The 17,655-nt window shown below is 41.7% G+C and carries 13 protein-coding genes; 2 read left to right on the top strand and 11 right to left on the bottom strand.

Features of this window, described 5'->3' with window-relative positions:
* The first annotated feature begins 129 nt into the window (after nt 1-129).
* The gene (locus AC58QO_RS09980; protein ID WP_497265143.1) at nt 130-1,230 is read left to right on the top strand and encodes a GerAB/ArcD/ProY family transporter; all 1,101 of its coding nucleotides are present in this window, start codon (nt 130-132) and stop codon (nt 1,228-1,230) included.
* On the opposite strand, the gene AC58QO_RS09975 is transcribed toward AC58QO_RS09980, so the two are convergent.
* The 6 genes from AC58QO_RS09975 to AC58QO_RS09950 all read right to left on the bottom strand — a co-directional run bounded on the left by AC58QO_RS09975 (nt 1,219) and on the right by AC58QO_RS09950 (nt 8,865).
* Entirely contained in the window at nt 1,219-1,449 is a 231-nt protein-coding gene (locus tag AC58QO_RS09975; RefSeq protein WP_497265142.1) for a hypothetical protein, read from the bottom strand. The two genes, AC58QO_RS09980 and AC58QO_RS09975, sit on opposite strands and share 12 nt — an antisense overlap.
* Nucleotides 1,446-2,618, bottom strand: a complete 1,173-nt coding sequence (locus AC58QO_RS09970) for a Ger(x)C family spore germination protein (protein WP_497265141.1) — start codon at nt 2,616-2,618, stop codon at nt 1,446-1,448. The genes AC58QO_RS09975 and AC58QO_RS09970 overlap by 4 nt, the downstream gene beginning before the upstream one ends.
* Nucleotides 2,615-4,210: a spore germination protein gene (locus tag AC58QO_RS09965; protein WP_497265140.1), complete on the bottom strand. Its 1,596-nt coding sequence runs from the start codon at nt 4,208-4,210 to the stop codon at nt 2,615-2,617. Before AC58QO_RS09965 ends, AC58QO_RS09970 begins: the two co-directional genes overlap by 4 nt.
* A 176-nt stretch (nt 4,211-4,386) precedes the next feature.
* Nucleotides 4,387-4,854 carry a chemotaxis protein CheD gene (locus AC58QO_RS09960; protein ID WP_497265139.1) on the bottom strand — a complete coding sequence of 156 codons (468 nt, stop codon included), beginning with the start codon at nt 4,852-4,854 and terminating at the stop codon, nt 4,387-4,389.
* A 71-nt stretch (nt 4,855-4,925) separates the two neighbouring features.
* Complete coding sequence (locus AC58QO_RS09955) at nt 4,926-6,650, bottom strand: response regulator (protein ID WP_497265138.1); 1,725 nt, start codon at nt 6,648-6,650, stop codon at nt 4,926-4,928.
* Nucleotides 6,651-6,690: 40 nt separating this feature from the next.
* Nucleotides 6,691-8,865, bottom strand: a complete 2,175-nt coding sequence (locus AC58QO_RS09950) for an EAL domain-containing protein (RefSeq protein WP_497265137.1) — start codon at nt 8,863-8,865, stop codon at nt 6,691-6,693.
* 275 nt (nt 8,866-9,140) lie between these two features.
* Between AC58QO_RS09950 and AC58QO_RS09945 the strand changes: the two genes are divergently transcribed.
* Nucleotides 9,141-10,031, top strand: a complete 891-nt coding sequence (locus AC58QO_RS09945; RefSeq protein ID WP_497265136.1) for a LysR family transcriptional regulator — start codon at nt 9,141-9,143, stop codon at nt 10,029-10,031.
* A 336-nt stretch (nt 10,032-10,367) separates the two neighbouring features.
* Here the strand turns inward: AC58QO_RS09945 and AC58QO_RS09940 are convergent, their stop codons facing one another.
* From AC58QO_RS09940 to AC58QO_RS09920, 5 genes are all read right to left on the bottom strand, one after another.
* Nucleotides 10,368-11,570, bottom strand: a complete 1,203-nt coding sequence (locus AC58QO_RS09940; RefSeq protein WP_497265135.1) for a multidrug effflux MFS transporter — start codon at nt 11,568-11,570, stop codon at nt 10,368-10,370.
* 175 nt (nt 11,571-11,745) lie between these two features.
* The gene (locus AC58QO_RS09935) at nt 11,746-14,055 is read right to left on the bottom strand and encodes an AraC family transcriptional regulator (RefSeq protein ID WP_497265134.1); all 2,310 of its coding nucleotides are present in this window, start codon (nt 14,053-14,055) and stop codon (nt 11,746-11,748) included.
* A gap of 123 nt (nt 14,056-14,178) precedes the next feature.
* A complete protein-coding gene (locus AC58QO_RS09930) occupies nt 14,179-15,717 on the bottom strand; it encodes an ABC transporter substrate-binding protein (RefSeq protein WP_497265133.1) in 1,539 nt (512 codons plus the stop codon).
* A 66-nt stretch (nt 15,718-15,783) separates the two neighbouring features.
* Complete coding sequence (locus tag AC58QO_RS09925) at nt 15,784-16,674, bottom strand: carbohydrate ABC transporter permease (protein WP_497265132.1); 891 nt, start codon at nt 16,672-16,674, stop codon at nt 15,784-15,786.
* A gap of 23 nt (nt 16,675-16,697) precedes the next feature.
* Nucleotides 16,698-17,615 carry an ABC transporter permease gene (locus AC58QO_RS09920; RefSeq protein WP_497265131.1) on the bottom strand — a complete coding sequence of 306 codons (918 nt, stop codon included), beginning with the start codon at nt 17,613-17,615 and terminating at the stop codon, nt 16,698-16,700.
* Nucleotides 17,616-17,655 lie beyond the last annotated feature (40 nt).

Here is a 17,655-nt window from a genome sequence, read left to right as displayed (position 1 = left end):
CGTTTATTTTATTCATTGCTGACAATTACATGAGAATTGTTGCGTTATACCGAGTTTATTTGTATAAATTTGTAACGAAAAGTAAATACTTGGAGCAACCTCTGTGAGGTTAGGAGAGGGAGTGTACAGATGCAGCCTACAGAAAAAATTACGGTTAACCAGTTTGGTATTATCCTATTCTCTTTTGTCGCTTCTACGATCGTCTTAACGCTTCCCGGATTGATGGCGATGTATGCCAAGCAAGATGCTTGGATTTCAGTATTCCCATCCACGTTGACCGGATTATTAAGTATTTGGGTGATGATCCTACTTTCGAAACGTTATCCTGGTTTGACGATTATCCAATACAGTCAACGAATTCTCGGGAAATGGTTAGGAACATGTCTGGGCTTATACTACATCTATTTTTGGTTCATGTCGATTTCAGTTATGACCATACAGCATACCTTTTTCATTAAAGCGCTGTTATTACCAAGAAGTCCGTCCATCATAGGTAGTCTGACATTATTAATCCTTTGCGGTCTAGCCGTCTATATGGGAATAGAAGTCATAGCAAGATGTACGGAGTTTTTGACACCGATGAAATTGATTTTTTTGATTCCGCTCTTGATATTGACGATAGGTGCTGTAGATCCCGAACAACTCAAACCAATTCTAGGAGACGGAATTCTGCCGGTTTTACAAGGAGCAATCCTTCCGGGAGGCGCATTTATGAATCAATTGTTTATATTGGGGTGGCTTCTTCCTTATTTGAATCAGCCGAAAAAGGCATTCAAGGTCTCTCTCTTTGCACTTTTAGCCATATTCATTTTTATTTTTATCGTTGTCATATCGGCGATTATGATTCTCGGTACATTAACTGGTCAACTGAACTATTCGTATTTAAGTGTCATGCAATACATTGGCATTGAAGGTTCATTTGAACGTCTAGAGGCAATCGCTGTCATGATATGGGTTATTGGAAGTTTTGCAAAAGTGTCCGTGTCGTTGTTTATATTGTGTATTAGTATAAGCCAGATTTTCCGCATCCAAAACTATCGTGATCTCGTTGCACCGATAACCCTATTGTGCCTCATTGGATCGGTCTGGGTTTTCAAGAATGGTGCGGAACTTCAAACGTATCTGACTTTGATTTACCCTAGTGCTGGTTTTGTCACACAAAGTCTTATCCCACTGCTACTTCTCTTGATCGACACGATTAAAAGAAAAGTGAACCATTCACTGCATTAACAGCATGGTTCCAATGGGTTCAAATATGAATTTGAACGGGACAACCATGCTCGGCAGGTTGACCCGGCAAATTAATAAAGAACCGACAACTGAGGATACACCAATTAAAGTGCCGAATACAACCGCTTCTTTGTTTTTTTGCATACTCAGGAAAGTGCGAATTCTAACAAAAGACCACACAAGCAGGAAACCTACAAATACGATTGTATAGAAAATCATTTTTTGATCTCCTTTCTCTCCAAGTGTAAAGGAGGCCCTGCCATCCCGCTGCCTAAAATATTAATCGACACTTCAAGGGAAACGTCTACCTCTGGAAATCTATCGTTCCACCCAGCTTTCAACGCTTTCCACTGTTTTGGTTTATTGCGGTGAATTTCTCTGCCAAACCCTACACTATCAACCTTGTACTGCGATTGTATTTTCGTTAATGTATCTTTGACTTGGTTTTCGACGGAGGTCTCCAGTGCCTTCTTAATAAGCTTGATGTTCTCTGGCTTACGAATATCTAAATTAGTCGTATTTTCCCAAATGTTACCTTCCCCACGCATCTGGATCTTGAATGTAACCTTATCACCAGTGATCTGCGGGGTGATTTTTCGCTTTGCCTTTGCCAGAATCATCCCCACTGTTCCTTCAGTTTCAGGTATACTGGCGTTAAGACTGCCATACTTCATTCGATCTGTCACCCATAGGAGCCCATTGGTTTCACTCTCATTTAGAAATCCTACTAATTTGAAATCTTTAAAAATGGCTGACCCAGCTAACTTAAATATATGGCCTTCTTTTAAACCTTCCGTTATGCCATCTGGGGTTATAGCTCCCAATACGGGACTGATTCCCTCTCCAGACGAAGCTAGAAAAAAGTCGCGCAATGTAATCGCCAACTCGTTATTTAAAGCTTCCATTTCTTTAATTGCCTCGCTGGGTACTTGTTCAAAGGGGTATTTGACTTTAAATATGTCCCGTCCTTCTCCCCCCTTAACCACCATCATGTATGTTTTTAAACGTTGTTTCGAATCGTGCGTGTAAATGTCGAGAATATCTTCAATCCCACTTTTGGATAACCGCTCACCAATAAAAATAACAACGCGATGTGCTGTAAACAACCTCCGTGAACTCTTCTTCTGCAACCTATAGAATGCTTCGTTAATACTCTTTCCAACTGCTGATATCACAAAAAACTTCTCATTGCTGCTTCCACCACTCCCTGGCCCACCCTGAGAGGACGAAGGGATCGCAATTTGATGTGATAAGATATAGTCCCCATTATCCGCTATGTCAAATGCCGTCCCCATAATGAAGGCAAGATCATTAATCTCCGTACGATCCCAACATCCACTTGTGGTCAATAGTGTGAATAGCAAACCAATGTAAAGGAATGGTTTCATTCTGAATCCCCCTTTCCTTTCCGCGCATATGGACTTGGTTTTTGACCTGCCGGCTCACGATCCGGATTGTTAGATCCTGTTGATTGCGGACGCTGCGTTTTCGCCCATATCGGCAGCCGGATGAAGACATCCTTCAAATCCGAGAAATTCATCGGGGCTGCTGGCGTGAAATAGGGGATACCGAATGATCGAAGCGATGTGATATGTAGCACAATGGCCATAAACCCAATGACAATACCATAAAGTCCAAGCGTACCCGCCAGCAATAGCATGGGGAACCGTAGTAATCGGATGCCATTCGCAAAGCTATAACGAGGAATCGTAAATGCGGCAATACCTGTTATCGATACAATAATAACGACCGGAGCGGAAATAATACCCGCAAGCACAGCCGCTTGACCGATAACCAATGCCCCAACAATGCTGATGGCTTGCCCTATCTGTTTCGGTAATCGAATACCTGCTTCCCGTAAGGCTTCAAAGATAATTTCCATAATGAAGGCTTCGATCACAGCTGGCAAAGGAACAGGCTCTCTAGAGGAGGCAATACTTAACACCAGATTGGTCGGAATCATTTCCTGATTGAAGGTCGTAATCGCAACATAGAGCGGAGGAGCAAATATGGCGATACTGATGAAAAGGAATCGAATCCACCGTACGAAAGTTGCAATAGGCCAGCGAACATAATAATCCTCACTCGCTTGAAGTCCAGTCCAGAACGTCATGGGAACAATGAGTACAAATGGAGAGGTATCAACGATAATAGCTACTTTCCCTTCCAATAATTCGGCAGCAACAACATCTGGTCGTTCTGTACTGTGCACAAGTGGAAAAGGGGAGTAAGGACTATCTTCAATAAATTCCTCCACATACCCGGAATCAATAATGCCGTCTATTTGAATCCGAGATACTCGCTCTCGAACTTCCTCAATGACCGTTTCGGAAGCAATACCAGCGATATATGTAATGACAACTTCGGTTTGGGTAAGCTCACCGATCGTTATACATTCCACTTTAAGTCTTGACGTTTTAATTCTGCTGCGGATTAACCCAATATTCGTTGAGAGATTCTCAATAAAACCTTCCCGCGGACCACGAATGACAGGTTCAGATGAAGGTTCTTCAAGGCTTCGTTGTGACTTACTATTCACTTTTACCATCATGGCATCACTGTTCCCGATGGTAAACACAGCTGCTTGGCCTTTTAACACTTGTTTGACAATTTCACTTATTTTGGATGTAACACACGTCAACCCAATGGAGATAATATGATCATCCAGCGATTCTGTTGGCTCAATGACGACGTGTTCCTGATTGTCAGATTTAGCTATCATCGGTTTCAATACATAGTCATCAATCAGAACTTCATCAACAAGCGTTGCAATGTAGATCACCAGCCAATGATTTTGTCCACACATTTGGACTTTGCGAACAACAAAATCCTGACTGTTGTTAAATATACGTCTAAAAATGAGTTCATTGTGCTCTAAATCCATGGTTAATTCGGAGTTCTCTTCTTCTTCAGATAGATGATCCTCAGGTATAATGGGATACCCAGGTTTCTTGCGCAGCCATTTCCTGAACCATTTCACTGAATGAGCCTCCTAAAGAATACTAATATTACTAATTTTCCATTTTCTCACCAAAAATATTCGGAAGATCATGTTCTCGTTATCTGCGTCACATAAAAAAAGAAACCTGCCTCATGAGCAGATTTCCTTATCAGCTAACAACCCAACATGGTATGAATCCTCAGTTTTGAGCCCATCTATGAGATTAATGGTAGTGCATTCATTTTGATCTCACCGGTATTCACGAAGATCTCCACCGTTCGACTAACATAGCCGCCAATTTCTGTCTTGCACGGCCGAATGTTCAAGCTCCGTAGCACACTTTGCACACGCTCCAGGTTTTGACTCCCGATTTGGAAGAGAGAAAGCTTCTTCGAATTCGCGCCGCCATAAAGGTGAATCCGCAGATTTTCTTTTCGACATCCATACCGTTGTGTCATTTGGTTGATGAACAACGGAACACCCGTCGTTGCGAAATGCCCAGGCCGCGTGCGCCCTTCAATGTCTGAGCGGGGCACAGGCAATACGATATGTATCATGCCCGCAGTCTTTGTATAGGGACAATAGGCGGTTACCGCCACACATGACGAAAGTCCGAATGTCTTGATCGTCTCTGCTGTGTTGTTGCTGCAAGCCCACTCTCCGAGTCCGACAACCGTACTCATTTTATTCCTCCTACACGATATACGATGCAATTTTTCTCACTATCCTCAACCAACGGTTCGTTGGTGGTTAGCTAGAACAGCATCTCTCTAACTTTCATTTCCACATCAATTAGCGAGAACGGTTTAAACATATAGGCATTTGCACCCAGTTGTAGACCTTTGCTCACATCCTCCTCTTTGTTTCTCCCGGAAAGCAGTATAATTTTGGTTTTTGCAGGACGTGTTCCTTCCAGTCGCATACGTTCAAGAACTTCAAATCCGCTCATTCCGGGCATAATGCAATCCAAGATACACATATCTGGCTGTTTCTCTACTAACATCTGATAGGCTGAAATGCCATCTGCTGCTTCGATCAACTGATAGGGCTCTTTCCTGAACCGATCTGCGATCATTGTGCGAAGCGTACGGTCGTCATCGGCAATCAGAATGGTCTTGGTTTCTTGGGCTGGCGACTCTGCATCCGCATTCCTTTTGTCCGCAATTCTGAACGATGTCTTAACGATACGGTTTCGTCCGGTCTGCTTAGCTTTGTATAGAACATAATCTGCTAATTCCATCCATTTTTTAACTGATTTGCTTGGAATCCATGGCGCGATACCTGCGGAGAAAGTGATAAAATAATCAAGCTTTTCGCCGTGTGCGATCGGCTCGCGTTGGACTTGCTCTAGGATGCGTTTGATCATTTTTTCTGCTTCCTGATCCGTCGTGCCTGGCATGATGATACCGAACTCTTCCCCTCCCAAGCGGGCAAGAATATCTGTTTGACGCACACTCTTTTGAAGCAAATGTCCAAAGCTCTGAAGAACGAGGTCGCCGACTGGGTGACCATGCTTATCATTAACTTCTTTAAAGTGATCGATATCGATCATAACCATCGTCAGCGGCTCATCGAATTTCTTTGCACGATTTACTTCTACTTGAAGCTGGAGGTCAAAATATCGCCGATTATGGATACATGTCAACGGATCGTTAAATGCCACGAGAGCAAACTCCATATGTCGCACCAACAGTCGTTGAATACGAGCGCTTAGTTCCTCATAGCGAAATGGTTTGGTGACAAAATCATCTGCTCCCAGACGAAAACAACGCGTGACATCCGTGATATCGTTACGGCCGGATAACACGATCATCGGGAGCCATTTAATCATCGGATCTTCCTTCAGAACCTCGAATATTTCGTAGCCGCTATGCGGATACATCATAAGATCAAGGGTAATTAATTGATAGTCACGTTCCCTGAGGAGATTAATTGCAGTAACGACATCGGAGGCCTCATCTACTTGATATCCTTCAAGTCTAAGCTTGCGGGCCAGATAGGTCCTTAACACACTATCATCGTCAACGATTAGCAATCTGCTATTACGAAGATGATGGGGGAGAACCTCTCGGAACTGTTCCTGCTTTTGTTCCAAAAGGAACTCCTTACAGTTGATTTCATATTCCATTTCAAGTTCATTCATAATAGGACGACTGACCAAGATACAATCGTCATACCTTATCCGTATATTGCCTATATCTAAGACACTAACTTCATAGCTCCATTCCCAGCAATCGGCAACTTGGGCAGCGAGTACTCCAATCCGTGCCAGTCCCAGAATAGGAGCCGTACCTTTCATTGTATGAGCAATCCGATACCATTCCCTAGCTTGCCCGATGATTTCATCGCGCCCCTCTTTCAGAACATGTTGCTTTAAAATGTCAAGTTGCTGTCGCAGTTCGTCCATATATTGCTTTCTGCTTTCGAATTCCAAACTCATGTTAGCATGATAATAGTCATCCATACCGAACTCATCCAAGCTTGCTTCCTCCTCTCCGAACATACATTAATCTATCTATTCATCCTAACTTGTTCAATTTAGATAAAAGTTCTCCAATCCGTTCAGCTTCGACGGGAGGACTGAAATAATAGCCCTGAACGAGTCCACAGCCGTACTCTCTTAGCAGTTGCAGCTCCTCTTCTGTCTCCACACCTTCAGCAACGACGATAAGATCCAGATTTTTCGCCATTGTAATCATCGTATTGACGATCGCAGCATTCACAGGACTTTGCTTCAGCCCCTTGATAAAGGCCTGATCAATCTTCATTTTATCGATGGGGAAGTCTTTCAAATACCCGAGTGAGCTATATCCTGTGCCGAAATCGTCCATGGCTAGATGAACGCCTAGCTTCTTAAGTTCATAAAGCGTATCCAAGGCCACTTTGACATCCATCGTCATGCTCTCCGTTATTTCTAGCTCCAAATACTGAGGGGACAAGCCCGTCTCCTCCAAAATACGCTGTATCCCCCTGCTTAACCTCGGATCATAAAACTGGCGGCTGGACAAGTTCACCGCAACGAATAATTTGGGTAAGCCAGCATCCTGCCAGCTTTTGTTTTGCCTGCATGCTTCCTTTAACACCCATTCTCCGATCTCAATAATGAGTCCTGTCTCCTCAGCTACTGGTATAAAGTCTGCCGGTGAGATGTAACCAAGCTGCTCATTGTGCCAACGGATAAGGCTCTCCATCCCAACAATTTGTCCCGTGTTCGAATCGACAACCGGTTGATAGCAAAGACGCAGTTCCTTGTTTTCGATCGCCTTACGCAAGTGGTTTTCAAGCTCCATCCGTTTCTGAAACCGTTCATTCATTTTACTGCTATAAAATTGATAGCTGCTGTGCGCCTGCTCTTTGGCGTCGAACATAGCCATTTCCGCAGCTGCCATCAAGCCTTCAACATCGGTTGCGTCCTGCGGAAACTGGCTTATTCCAATGCTAAGATGCGTATGAATCTCTTGTCCGTTCAATTGTATCGGCATGTGAATGGCATTCGTAATTTGCTCTGCAGTCGCTGCAATTCGCTCCGGATTGGTGAATGGCAGGATCAAGACGAACGTATCTCCGCCTACACGCGCGACCCTTCGTCTTCCTGGATTGCAACGCTCAAGCCTACGGGCAACTATTTTTAAAATCCAATCTCCTGTCTCATGTCCCAGCTTATCGTTAATCAACTTGAAATGATCTAAACCTATATAGAAAACAGCTAAACTATGTATTGACGATCTCGCCATTTCCAAGTTTTCACTAAGAAGTTCAGAGAGGTACATGCGGTTAGGCAGACCTGTCAGTTGATCGTTATTCGTCAAATAGTTCATGCGCTCTTCCATTCTTTTTTGCTCCGTAATATCGACACTCAAGGAAATCACCTTCATTACTTTTTCATCCCGAACGACTGGTCTTAACAGGGTTAAATAAGTAATGTTATTCCAATTGGTCTCATACTGGATATTCGTTTGTTCGAACCATGCCTTGGTGTAATGGATCTCATGATGCTTTGCAATCTGTGCAGGATAAATGTCATGCAGCTCTTTGCCTATGATTTCATCCTGTTTCAACCCCATCCGAATCAGGAGTTCCCCCTCACAACTCGTATGTATGAAGTTACCCCGCTCCTCCATGAACTGAATGATCATGCCATTTTGCTGAGTAAGCACCTTTCTCAATTCTCGCTCTGCAAACCGCAAATCTTCTTCTAATTTAAGCGTATAATTCATCCAATGAATGAGAACATGTAAAGCCATTTCTTTGGACGTTGCGAATGTTCCACGGAAGCCGTCAACGCCGTTTTTGATTGCTATTTTGCAGCGATGCAGGAAATCTTCCGTTATCATCTGGTTACTCGGTTTTTGAAACAGCATATCTTTATGAAAAAAATCCGCAGCTCCTGTCCGCATGGCCTGAATCGTTTGCAGTGAGCCCTCCGAGGTGTAACTGCTGAGCATAACCACAGGAACATGACAATGGTTCATGATAAACTCAAGTGCAGTCAGTCCATCCATTTCCGGCATCTCGACATCCATGACAACCAAATCTGGCCTAAACTCCACAATGCAGTCCAACGCTTCCATACCATTCTCCGCAGTTCCCACGATAAAAAACTGTTCATCCTGCTCAAAAAGCGCCGTGACCATTTGTCTCATCAAGCTGGAGTCATCAACAACCAGAACGCCATATCTATCAATTGGATTCATCCCACATCATCCCCTACTGCAAACCATCTATTTACGAATCCAGAAATAAAAATATACCCACAATCAATGCCTACCTTCGCATTGCCGGGGTTATTATTCGACAATATTTTTAAAAATACCTGCAATTTTCGACAAAATATCGGATTTTCATTAATAAATGATCCAAAATAACTACTTCACCACTCGGAATTATTGTATAGTTAATATAGATGATAGTAAAACCAGTATATTTACACACTATGTACACTAATACTTAACGTATGAGGAGTGAACTAATGAATTTAGAGCAACTTGGATATCTTCTAGAGGTGGCCAAAGAAGGATCAATCCGAAAAGCTGCAAATAATTTACATATAACACCCTCAGCAATAAGTCAATCTATTTTATCCATAGAAAAAGAACTGGGTATTACCGTCTTCCAACGATCCAACAAAGGAACGATCCCAACCTTGGAAGGAAAACTAGTACTTGCCAAGTCACTGGAAATGCAAAACAAATATAAAGAATTATTCGAAGATATTTCGAGACTGAATAGCCAGAATAATTTACATTTAAAAGTTACCTTCTCTGGTGCTTTTGGCCATATTATCTATGACGCATTAGTATCCTTTAAAAGAGACAATAAAGATGTTCAAATTGAACTCCAAGAAAAAGTGCATCAACAAATTTGTGAAGATATAAATAGTAATAGTATTGATCTCGCTTTTATTGGTGAAAATAAGGAGCTCATGCTGAATCAGAATATTCATATTGAAACGATGTACAGGAGTTATATTTGTATTTGTGTTGGAAAAAATTCTCGTTTCCGTTACAGAGATTCTGTATCATCGCATGATCTTGCTAACGAAAGTATCATATTGTTCGAGTCTACTACGCATAAAGAAATGGTCAGAAGAGCAAATTTAGACAATAATCCAGTTTTTGCAACATCTATTAATTACTCGCTTGTAAGAGAGTTCATTATGGCAGATTATGCATTTACCATCATCGATGATTTCTCACTAAAAAACCATCCTGATCTTATGGAAGGTAATCTGATATTAATTCCATTTAAAGATCCGGATTATCTGTATCGAGATTTATGGTCTGTTCATTGCAGTCCCCATGGTATTACCGAACACGCCAAGGAATTCTCGAAATATGTTAAGGCTCAATTCAGGAATTAAATAGTTGAAGTACGAGCTGGCAAAAACTGGCTGTTTATAATATTCCTTAGATGAGTACATTATTTATGTTTCCAATTCCTTAGATGGGTAGGTTAATGTCATGAATACACACGATAAACAGCGGGAAAATCACGCGAAAGACCAGCAGGATAACAAACCAAATCATGGTAAAAGCAGGAAAAAGGGAAAGTAAGGAATTAGGTTTATAAAAGCACAAAAAAAGCCCTGGGATTCCCTTCCCTCAGGGCTTTTTTCTTTATTTTCATTGATGATACGCAAACGCTCGAAAGAACCTGAACTACTACTCGAAGAATAAACCCATAGACGCCCTAAACATCAAGCCGCCTCTTTTGCCCCTTTTTTCACTAAAAGGAAGTAAGACAGCATCGCAGCAGCGCTAGTGGATAAAATAATGACACCCAGCGGAACAGCCGTGTCTTCCCCGGCAATGCCGACTAGCGGCGATACGATCGCACCGAGCAAGAATGGAATAACGCCCATCAGTGCAGCCGCACTGCCCGCTCTATGCCCTTGGCTCTCCATTGCCAGAGGAAAAGCTGCCGTGGATGTAATACCGATGGCCCCTACAAAGAAAATGAGCGGAATCACAAGTGCATACAGCGGCCCGTGGAAAATAGCCACCAGTAAGACTGCGATACTAGCTGCGCTAGCAAGCAGTAGACCGAACAGCAAGAAGGCGTGTTCCGACACACGGTGAGCCATGCGACCGACCAACTGCGACCCGATGATTAAGGTGATGCCGTTCGAACCGAATAATAGAGCAAATACCGTAGGGGAAACCCCGTAAATATTTTGATAAATAAAAGGTGTTCCGGAAACGTACGCGAAGACCCCCGCGATCATGACCCCCTGTGCGAGCATATAGCCCGTAAATGTGCGGTCTCGCAGAAGCGATCCATAGTTTCGCAGCTGCTGAGCAGTATTGCTGGGACTGCGTCGATCGACCGGCAGCGTCTCTTTGAGACGCCATTTTGTCATGGCAAGAAGGAAGGTTCCTAGCAGCGCCAAAGCAATAAAGACGCCGATCCAGCTTGTGAGCGCGAGAACACCGCTTCCCGTCACCGGTGCCACTAACGGTCCCAAATTCCCGACTAGCAAGAGCATCGAGAAAAATTTGGTTAGCTCGTGTCCGCTAAACATGTCGCGTGCGATTGCCCGGGAAATAACAATACCCGCCGATGCAACAAACCCCTGCACGAGCCGTGCAAAGATCAGCAGCCATATACTCGGCGCGATCGCACAAGCTATAGAAGCAGCAACATATAGAGCCATGGAAATAAGCAGCGGTTTACGCCTGCCGTAGACGTCGCTGAGCGAACCCATGACCACTTGACCGATACCTAGCCCGAGTAAACAGGCGGTTAGGCTAAGCTGGACGAGAGATGCTGTCGTACCGAATTGTTCTACAATCTGTGGAAAGGCCGGTAAATACATATCGATGGTAAAAGGGCCGAGTGTCGAAAATAAACCGAGCAGCAGCGCTAGTCGAACGGTATGCTGTTTGTTCGTGTTGGTCATCGTATGAAGTTCTCCTATTCTTCATTCCATATCCGGAACTCTTCTCTGTTTTTGTTACACCATAACATAACTGTATTGTTTTTGACAACAGTTATATTGTGAGATCACAAATGTAAAAAGCAGTCGATCCAGGAGTTTCCTGTACCAACTGCTTCTCAACTGTTAAACCGGCAAGCTACTCTCGTTCTCTTGTTTGGATCAAAATAGTTTGACGATATTCATTTGGAGTTATGCCGTACTGTTTCTTAAATAACTTATAAAAGTTCGCTTCATTCGAGTAGCCGACCTTGAAGATGATGTCTCGAACACTTAAATTAGTATGACGAAGAAGATCCATTACCTTCTCTAATCTCATATCGTGGATATATTGTGCGATGGACTTGTTCATAGCTTCCCTGAAGATTTGCCCCAAATAACCAGGAGACATTCTAAACGCAACTGCGATTTCCTTTAGACCAATATCCCCCTTCTCATATTCTTCATGAATATAATCCAAAATCGAATTGACTAAAATGCTGTGCTTTTTGGAAGTGTCTACCTTTAGCTTCTCAGCGATATACAGTAATAAACTGTTGAATTGTTCTTGAATGCCATCCAATGTACCTTGATTCATCAACTCACTGCAAAAAGAACTGACATGAAACTCAATGGGCTCCATACGATTCAAATTTAATTCTTGCAAGGCTTTATTTATGCTGAATACAAGTCGAACCAGGAACAAAATAAGTTGATTACCATCTCCATTTGATACTAGATTTACGATCTCCTCAAATTGTGTCTTTGTGCTTTCGTAGTGTCCGATTTTCAAATTTTCGATGAATTTATTAATCTTGTCCTCTGGGATTTCTTCACGTACAGAACTGTCTCTCTGATTGATATTACTGGTTAAGAGTATCGCGCTATTCCCATGAAAGATCCGATATTCAAACATTTGCACAGTCTTCATGTAAACCAGATGTAATTGTGAAGGATCATGAATCAGATCACTTATAGCAGCAGAAATCGTAATTCCCGGCGTAATTCTCTTTGTTATGGAAAGCATACTTTGAATTTGCTCTACCCAATGATCAGAAGGATAAACAGATTCAAGTAGATAGACGAATTCTCCGTTCCCCATACTTGTTTTCATATAGGCGTGCTTACTGCCAAAAACCTCGTTAGCTATGTTGGTAAGCGCAAAATAAATAAGACGTTTTTCTTCTTTATTCATTCTATCGAACAACCGCATTTGATCAATCTTAAACACGATCAGCAGCAAGTCGGTTGGACCGCTCAGCCACTCATCCAGCTTATCGTTCGGGATATCACTGGATTTCTTATCATTGCTTTCTAGTAAAATCGACTTTAAATGATTATCCGCAACGATATCTAGTGTAGACGTTTTATATTTCTCGAAATCACCACTCATCGCGAAGCTTATATCCATGGCTCTGGTTAAGAATTCCGACTCACTATTAAAATGAGATTTCACCAGGTCGATATTGCCCCATTTCTGAGCCATTTTGACTAAATTTCCATAGGGTTTATAGATCCTGCGGGAAATATAAATAGCCAGAACTATTCCGATCGTTAGAAAGATTAGTGTAAAGCCTAGTGTTTGCGTTCTTATTTTACGAATAGGCTCGAATACCTGCTTATACGGTTCCTCCGCCACTAACATCCAGGTCGTTTGGGGAATTGAGAAATAACTAACGACTTTGTCGTCATGAATAAAGCTATTGCCGTTATCTTGATTCTCACGGATCTTGGTCATGTAGATTTCACTAAATGGGCTAAACATTTCTTGCTGACGGCTGCTATCTACAATGACCTTTCCTTCGTGATCAATAATCGTTAATTTCGTGCCCTTGCTGCTAGATTTAATCAAATTGTTTCGTAACCACTCCGATTTAACGTTGACAATCAACGCTCCATCAATATCACCATTGCTGGTCATATCGTCATAAAGAAAATAGGTAAAAACATCATTATCAATGCCATAAACATCCTTCGGTAATAAACGTGGTATGGGTTGGAGAACTTTGATTTGCTTAGGATTCTTAATTAAACTCTTTAACTGCTCATCATAATTGTCAGCGCTTCCATAAAATGTTGAAGCATATTCAGGAATTTGACGATTATACAAAACAGCACTCGAAATCATACTATTGCTGGTCACTGAATTTCGAAATTGGTTAATAAACTTCTGTGTATCAAAAAAATTATTATTTGCTTCGCGATGCATGATCTGCTGATTCCCTGGTGATTGAAATTGAACAATCATAAAACTTTTTACCATGTCATTCATATAACTAATATCATAGCTGAGCTGCGTTAATACTTTCTGATTGTAAGTATAGGCAATATTCAACCCTTCTTTCTCAAAACTTCGATACAGAATCTGAGAAAGAATAACGACGATGAGTATCATGGATATTGCTATGTAAAAGAAGATTTTGAACAAGATTTGGAATCGAAGCTTCTCTATTAATTTCAATGCTTTCAACTCGGTAGCCCCCAGAAGAATTTATTCTTCATGATAGCATAACTTATTCCCTAAGGGTGAATATATCATTCAGCCGCTCGAAAACTTCGAGCGGCCAAATGGCTTGTCACTTGAATGAATGAATTACTTGCCCGCTTTCCATGCATCTAGTTGCTTTTGTTTCTCCGCAATGATTTTATCTGCTCCCGCAGTTTGTAGCTTAGCTAGGAACTCAGGTAGGAATTTCTCAGGATCTACAAATCCGGTCCACAATCCAGGCAGATATTCATCGAATACAGATTGGCACTGCGCGATTTCCGTTTTCACCGGCTCTTGATCGAATACAAATCCTAGTAGTTTGGATGATGTTGCTTTTGCATTTAAGTCAATCGTTTGTTGCCAAACATTATCATCTTGACCTGGTTGGAGATAAGCATTGAATTGATTACCAAACGCCCAAGCTTTATTTGGATAATATGCGCTATCTTTAACCAACTCGATTCGATTGTCTGACAGCTTCTTATAATGTTTGTCTTGGATACCAAAAGTAATTAAATTATATAACTGCTTATCCGTGTTCATTAATTCAATGAGCATCATAGCTCTTTCTGGATTTTTAGACTTTTTGTTAATCGCCTGAAGCGTTGTGGAGACATTTTCGTTCGTAACAAAAGGTTTATCTAAGATCTTGTAAATCACATCATTACCGTTATTAAGCGCTTTACCATCAGCATCTCCACCCGGCTTCCAATTGGACCAGCCCGTCATGGTGTTACCTGCTTTGGTGTAAGTTGTAAGTGCAGAAGGAAGCGTTGCTGCATCTTTATTAATAAATCCTTTTTTAAACCAGTCATTCAACAAAACAATATGTTGCTTAAATGCAGGGTCAGCATACTGGTTAATGACTTTCCCATTCGCATCATCAATCTTCGTCATCCCCACAGTATTGGATGCACCGACAGGTTCAAGACCGTAATAGGTGAGCATATTATTCCAAACACCCAATTTATCCAAAGTTAAAGGGATTTTCGACTTTGGTTCGCCATCTCTAATTTTAACTAATAGCGTTTCTAAATCTTCAAACTTCGTTAGTTTAGTGATATCGACATTGTATTTATCAGCAATATTTTTCTGTGCGATAATCCCATTCTGACGGGCAACGATTTGATAGTTGGGAACTCCATACATCTGCCCTTTTACCGTGACCGATTTCCAAAATGATTCAGGAATCTGAGCATACGTCTTTGGCGCATATTTCTTAATCAAATCTGTTATCGGGAGGAACGCTCCTTTGGAAACGGATCCATAGAAATCACCATATACTAATGGACCTCCTGTAAACATAATATCGTAATCCTCATCAGCAGCGATCATGGTTTTCACTTTCTGGTCATACGGTGCGCCAGGATCGATGAAGGTTAATTCAACCTCCGCGTTAATTTTCTCTTTCAGGATTTTATTCATTTCATCCTGAACGAGCTGTTGATCCTTTTGAGGTGTTGAACGCAGTATCCATTTCAGCTTCACAGGGGCTAATTTCGCTGCCTGTGTAGCTACTGCGGTAGTGTCCTTTGAAGGAGTCGTAGATGTAGTGGAATCACTTTTCCCACAAGCGGCAAGCACTGATACCGAAGTCATTGCTGTTAATATTAAGAGTGAAATGCTTTTTACTTTGTTATTCATGTTGCAAAACCCTCCCTATTTTTCGATTATATGCTAACCCATTCGGGATATAGCCATGCCTTATTGTTACCCTTTAATTGCGCCAACCGTTAAGCCTTGCACAAAATACTTTTGGAAGAAGACAAAGATGAAAAGCATAGGTCCTGCAGCAACAACAGCCATTGCCATACGTGCAGATTCGGATGGAAACTCAATATTTTGCACCAACCCGCCATTTTGAGCTGCCTCGTTCGCGATCTCTTGAATATTGTTAATCATATTGCGCAGTAATAACTGGAGCGGAACGAGATTAGCCTTATCAATATAGAGTAAGCTCAGGAACCAATCGTTCCAATACCGCAATACACACAGCAAACCTACCGTTGCAAGTGCGGGTGTGGACATGGGAAAGATAATTCCCCATAAAACGCGATATTCATTACACCCGTCCATATGCGCTGCCTCAATAATTTCTTTGGGGATCGCCGAGAAGAATGTCCGCAGTAAGAGCGCATAAAACGGTAGTACAAGGTATGGCAATATGAGCGCCCATATGGAATCTTTCAAATGATAATATTGCGTAACCACGATGTAGGTAGGGATGAGACCCCCATTAAACAACATCGTGAAAAATACGTAGAAGCTTAATTTGTTTTTATACTTGTAATCGTTTCTCGATAGTGGGTAGGCAATCATCGACAGGATGATGACTGACATACTTCCCCCTACAATTGTTACAAAAATGGAGACACCGTAGGATTTCAATATTTTCGACGCGTCGGCAAACAAATAAATATAGGCATCCCAACTGATTTTGTGAGGAATAACAGAGTATCCATAATCATAAATGGACTTGAATTCGGTTATCGATATGATACTTATAAGAAGAACTGGATAAATACAGGCTAGTGCAATGATGATAAATAGCAAGTGAGTAAACACCTGGTTCGATTGATTAAGAGGTTTAGCAGCTTTCATGCATGTTCACCTTCTCCCTAGATTTAAAATAGCGCACTATCTGAATTCACCCTCCGAACAATCCAATTAACCGTGATGACAAGCACAAATCCAACAAAAGCTTGGTATAGGTTAGCAGCTGAAGCCATCCCAATATCACCTACAACACGTAATGAACGATATACATAAGTATCGATGACATCTGTCGTGGAAAATAAGGATCCTGAGCCCTGTGTAACTAAGTAAAACAATCCAAAGTCCGAATAAAAAATACGGCTTAGATCTAGTATCGTAATAATAATGACAATTGGCATTAACAAAGGAATGGTAATCTGAAGTCTCATCTGCATGCGTGATGCCCCGTCCACCTCAGCTGCTTCATAGTAACTGCGATCAAGCGCCATTAAGGCTGCATAGAAAATGATCATATTGTAACCAATTGATTTCCAGAAGTTTACGATGGTCAAAATATACGGCCAATAGGCAGCCTCAGCATACCATTGAATGGGTTCTACCCCGAACTTGATAAGCAAGCGATTCATCACGCCTAAATCAATATCCAGAAATGCGAGTACGATGAAAGCTACTACAGGCATAGAAAGGAAATAAGGGAAAAACATCGTCGTTTGGTACCATTTGACCCACTTTTTCTTCGTAATTTCACTGAGAAGAATAGCGAAGATGACAGCTCCTAAGATGACTGTAACAATAAAAATCAGGTTTAGGCCTACCGTATTTCGAGTAATTCGCCAAGCATCTTGGGATAAGAAAAAAAATTCAAAATTTTTGAATCCTGACCAATCACTCCCCCATATCCCCTTATCAATCCGATAGTTCTTGAATGCAAGGATAACGCCTGCCATAGGGATATAGTTAAATAGAAATAGCAACAATATGGCTGGCAGAGCTAGTATGGTTAATTGCCTTGTGTGCTTTGTATGAAACGTTCGTTGCTTTGACATTGCGTCACTCCTTTTTATCCAAGCTGTGTTTGTAGCCTTA

The sequence above is a fragment of the Paenibacillus sp. J31R30 genome, from assembly GCF_059692115.1.
Note: the sequence above shows the minus strand (reverse complement) of the source record. Positions and strands in the feature narration are given on the sequence as shown.

Coding starts and splice junctions, on each gene's coding strand:
- AC58QO_RS09980 (WP_497265143.1), top strand. CDS start 130: ATGCAGCCTACAGAAAAAATTACGGTTAACCAGTTTGGTATTATCCTA.
- AC58QO_RS09975 (WP_497265142.1), bottom strand. CDS start 1,449: ATGATTTTCTATACAATCGTATTTGTAGGTTTCCTGCTTGTGTGGTCT.
- AC58QO_RS09970 (WP_497265141.1), bottom strand. CDS start 2,618: ATGAAACCATTCCTTTACATTGGTTTGCTATTCACACTATTGACCACA.
- AC58QO_RS09960 (WP_497265139.1), bottom strand. CDS start 4,854: ATGAGTACGGTTGTCGGACTCGGAGAGTGGGCTTGCAGCAACAACACA.
- AC58QO_RS09950 (WP_497265137.1), bottom strand. CDS start 8,865: ATGAATCCAATTGATAGATATGGCGTTCTGGTTGTTGATGACTCCAGC.
- AC58QO_RS09945 (WP_497265136.1), top strand. CDS start 9,141: ATGAATTTAGAGCAACTTGGATATCTTCTAGAGGTGGCCAAAGAAGGA.
- AC58QO_RS09940 (WP_497265135.1), bottom strand. CDS start 11,570: ATGACCAACACGAACAAACAGCATACCGTTCGACTAGCGCTGCTGCTC.
- AC58QO_RS09930 (WP_497265133.1), bottom strand. CDS start 15,717: ATGAATAACAAAGTAAAAAGCATTTCACTCTTAATATTAACAGCAATG.
- AC58QO_RS09925 (WP_497265132.1), bottom strand. CDS start 16,674: ATGAAAGCTGCTAAACCTCTTAATCAATCGAACCAGGTGTTTACTCAC.
- AC58QO_RS09920 (WP_497265131.1), bottom strand. CDS start 17,615: ATGTCAAAGCAACGAACGTTTCATACAAAGCACACAAGGCAATTAACC.